The organism is Desulfobacula sp. (assembly GCF_021107415.1).
The window spans coordinates 1-4,083 of the sequence record NZ_JAIOSW010000495.1; the positions used below are offsets into that span (position 1 = coordinate 1).

At 41.7% G+C, this 4,083-nt stretch carries 2 protein-coding genes; one reads left to right on the forward strand and one right to left on the reverse strand.

Going from position 1 to position 4,083, the window contains the following annotated elements; translation table 11 throughout:
- Positions 1-180: hypothetical protein (locus K8S13_RS24585; protein WP_291466367.1), on the forward strand; the 180-nt coding region annotated here is incomplete at its 5' end.
- Positions 181-1,131: 951 nt separating this feature from the next.
- Here K8S13_RS24585 and K8S13_RS24590 read toward each other — a convergent pair.
- Positions 1,132-4,083: efflux RND transporter permease subunit (locus tag K8S13_RS24590; RefSeq protein WP_291466368.1), on the reverse strand; the 2,952-nt coding region annotated here is incomplete at its 5' end.

Sequence of the window (4,083 nt, forward strand, 5' to 3'; positions counted from 1 at the left end):
ATGACAATAAGTGCTATTGCCAGAATCATTAAAATTTCAGGCATTCCAAGACCAAACATTTTTTATTTTACTCCTTTAATAAATATTGCTGATTTATTGGATTGTAGTTTTACACTGAATGATCACTTAGTGTCAAGAAAGGATAAATTACGAGTGTATGTAATGATGTATCGAGTATAATGGGAGATTGGGCTATTGAAACTTAAATTTTTCCATAAAATAGAATTTCAAATCTGAGACTAAAAAGATTGTCCATACCACATGTGGTATCTTGGAAAATTTTAAAAAAGGGGCGGGGTCTGCTGGATCAGGCGGGGTAAAACTCGCAACAAAATGAAACTGGCTACATAACACGTTATAGTGCTCACCGCCTTCTTGATGCTGAGCACCCAGCACTTCTTTTGGTAGTTGTCGCTCAATTTGAAATTTTGCTCGCGACGGCTTATACCATTATTAACCAGTAGTAAATCTCCAAATTTTATAATATTTTTTATCTTTTCATCTTGATTGATGTAAAGTGAATATGATTCACATATCAAAATGATTATTCATCATGGTATCGGTTTATTTTTTTGTCCTTGCTTAAAGATACCTTTTGAATGGTCAAACATTAGAAGATTTGTCAATAATGAAAGTATTCTTGAGTTTTGATCATGCAACTTAAGTGTATAAAATTTAATCTCTGGGGATAGTTCTTTACATTTGTTAGCCTCATTGATGTTCAAAATTTATTCCGGTTTCTCATGCCTAATTAATTGGATGACAATAGGATTCAGGTGTTAATCAGAACTGTATTATTTATTGCTCACGCTTCCTGTTAAGCAATAAATCACACAAAAAGTGTCGGTTCCCCACAACTTGGAGTACCAAAAATATTTCCTCCAATACCGCTCTATTTTTCCGGAATTGTTTTTTGCAGTTTTCCCCTCCGACATCGGTCACTCGAACAGCCGTGTAAAATATTGCAGTATAACTCCAACTGACAATATTAAACCAAGAAAAAGAACGGGCAAGAAGAAGTGGAAGTCTTGCATTCCTAATCCATTTACTTTACATCCATTTCTCCTGTCCCAGTATTAACTCTTTAACACTCCTTCGGATATCACCAAACCACAAAATTGGAGCGTCCTTTCAAAGTTGTGCCATGTCAGGCTCATCTTGATAGAGACGGGTCAGTTTCAAGTCGTCAAGGATAAGGAGCACACATGGTACAATTATTGATGCCAGCAGTGTTGCCGATATCAGACCAAAAGCAATACTTGCAATAAGCGGGATTAAAAACTGTGCCTGCGTACTCGTCTCCGTCAATAGTGGCAGCAAACCTGCAAAAGTTGTTAATGATGTAATAAAGATTGCACGGAATCGGTCACGCACTGCCTCCCTGCAGCTCTCCATGAGATTTACGCCTTTGGAAATATTTTCTTTTATAAAATTTACCAGAAGAATGTTGTCATTGACAACAATGCCTGCAAGGGTTGCAAAACCCACCAGACTCGGAATCGTTAAGTCAATTCCCAGCCCCAGATGCCCCCATACTACACCGATCCATCCCATCGGTATTGCCAGAAGAACAGCAAGAGGCTGACTAAAACTCCTGAAGAGAAATACCAGTATAAGATAGATACCGATAATACCAAGGGCGAAGAAAGAGCGCAGTGATGAGCCGGTATCGGCACTCTCCTTGTCCTGTCCCTGAGATACAAACCTAACTTCGGGAAACTTCTTGTGAATTTCCGGAACAAATTCTCTATAAAACTGCTGCATTATCTCACGGGCATTGGCAATACGGGTATTAATATTTCCCTGAACTGTGACGGTATTCATACCGTTGATCCGGTTGATCCGTGAAAAAGCCTGCTTCTGCTCAAAGTCGGCAATACTCGATAAAGGTACAAGGGTGCCATTTGATGCTGTCACTGAGAGATCACGTAAGCCTTCAAGGCTTGCCTCACTAGTAAATTCATCCAGCTTTATGGCAATATCAACGAGCTCTCCTTCCTGAAAAACCGTTAGATCGGTGCTCCCTTTAACTGCACTGCGCAGTGTTTGCGCTATCTGTGCTGCGTTAACACCCATCACGCCTGCTTCATCTTTCAATGTCACATGAATTTCAGTTCTGCCAAAACGTAAATCATTTGAAAGGTTAAAAACACCATCAAACCCTTTGAGCCACTTAATCAGCGAACGACTGACTTTATTCAGCTCCTGCAGGGAACTTCCCTGAACACGGATATCTATACCATTGCCTGCAAGGCCACGCTCCTTGTCGGTAAACTTCAGTGAAACAATATCCGCTGTCGGACCAACCTTCTTTTTCCAGCTTTGAATGAGATATTTGATGCTTTCCTTTCTGAATTGGGCAGGAAGTAGGTCTACACTTACCGTTGCCATGTGCGGTCCGGACTCATTGGCATCGATATTGGTATTGTACATAATTGTTTTACTGTTTACCAATGGTTTTGAGTCTGGATACTTCTTGCCATACGCCTCATTGATTTTGTCCAGCGCGCCGGATATCTTCGATACGACCCTTTCTGTCTGAGAAAGCAGACTTCCCTGGGGCAAAAGGATACGTGCCTGCAAGGTATCACTTTCCAGGGACGGCATAGCCCTGAACTTGAGAAACCCTCCATAAAAGGTAGCTGTCGAAACCATCACAACCATCATCAGCATTCCTAATGTAAAATACGGAGCATTCATTGACTTTCTGGAAAGGGGAACAAAAAAGTGGTCTCTTATCCATTCAAAACCGTTGATAAATATATTCCGGATCGGGTTCGAATCCGAATCGAGCCTGCTGTGTGCCAGGTGCGCTGGAAGAATTAGGAAGGCTTCGATCAGGCTTACCAGCAGTGTTATCAGAAGAACGATGGGAATATACCGCAAAACTTCACCCATTTTTCCACTGAGGAACATCAGGGGGCCTATAACCATTAAAGTTGTGGCAAATGATGCAATTACTCCTGGAAAAACCTGTTTGGTTCCGTTAATAGCTGCCTTGAACGGAGACATCCCAGCCTGTCTTTTGGCGGCAATGTTTTCTGCAATGATGAGAGAGTCATCCATCAACAGACCTATCGCAACAATCAGACCAACCATGGTCATCATGTTGATGGTATAGCCCAGCAGTTGCATGGTGAAAATTGCGCCAAGAAATGATACAGGCAACCCCATGACCACCCAGAAACTGAAGCGGATATTAAAAAAAAGCCACAGCATCAGAAAAGCCAGGGCCAGCCCCTGGAGACCGTTGCTGGTAAGAATCCGCAGTCTCTCTTTAATATTTACGCTCACATCCTGGGTAATTGTGAATTCAACTCCTGCAGGTGCCAGAAGACGCTCTTTTTCTATCATCTTGTTTACAGCGTTTCTTACCTTTAGTGAATCCTGAAAATAGGTTTTAGAAATCTGCAACAGTGCGGCCCGTTTTCCGTTAAACAGAATCCTGTCCTCATCAGCGACAAATTTTTGTTCAATATCGGCAATGTCACTAAGTTTTATTTGTGTTCCGGACGTACTTGTTTTAACCACAATATTTTCAAAGTCATTTACATGACTTCCCAGATGATCAAAACGGACACTTATCTCTTCCAGATCATTTGTAAAAATCCCGGCAGGCACACTAATGCTCTGTTGCTGAACAAGATTTGCCAGGTCAGAAATACTCAGCCCGTACTGGTTCAATTTCCATTGAGAGACCCTCACCTCAATTTTCTGGTCTGAAAACCCTCCAACAGTTACCTGCGCTATAAGTGGATTTGCCTTGATACGCTGTTTTACTTCCTTTGCATAGAAGACCAGATCTTCAGGGGTCATGTTCCCCGTTATGGCAACACTCACAACACTTGCGATCCTGTCAAGTTTGGTGACAGTAACTTGTTCAACGCGATCGGGAAAATCGTTAATAGAATTAACCTGCTGCTGGATATCGGTGGTTAAAGTATCAATATCCTGACCGTGATTAATCTCTGCGTTGGCAATTGCAACATTCTCACGTGCATCACAGGAAAGCTCCTTTATCCCGTTAAGCTTATCCAGAGAATCCTCAAGCGGATAACATATCTCCTCCATGATTTCCATAGG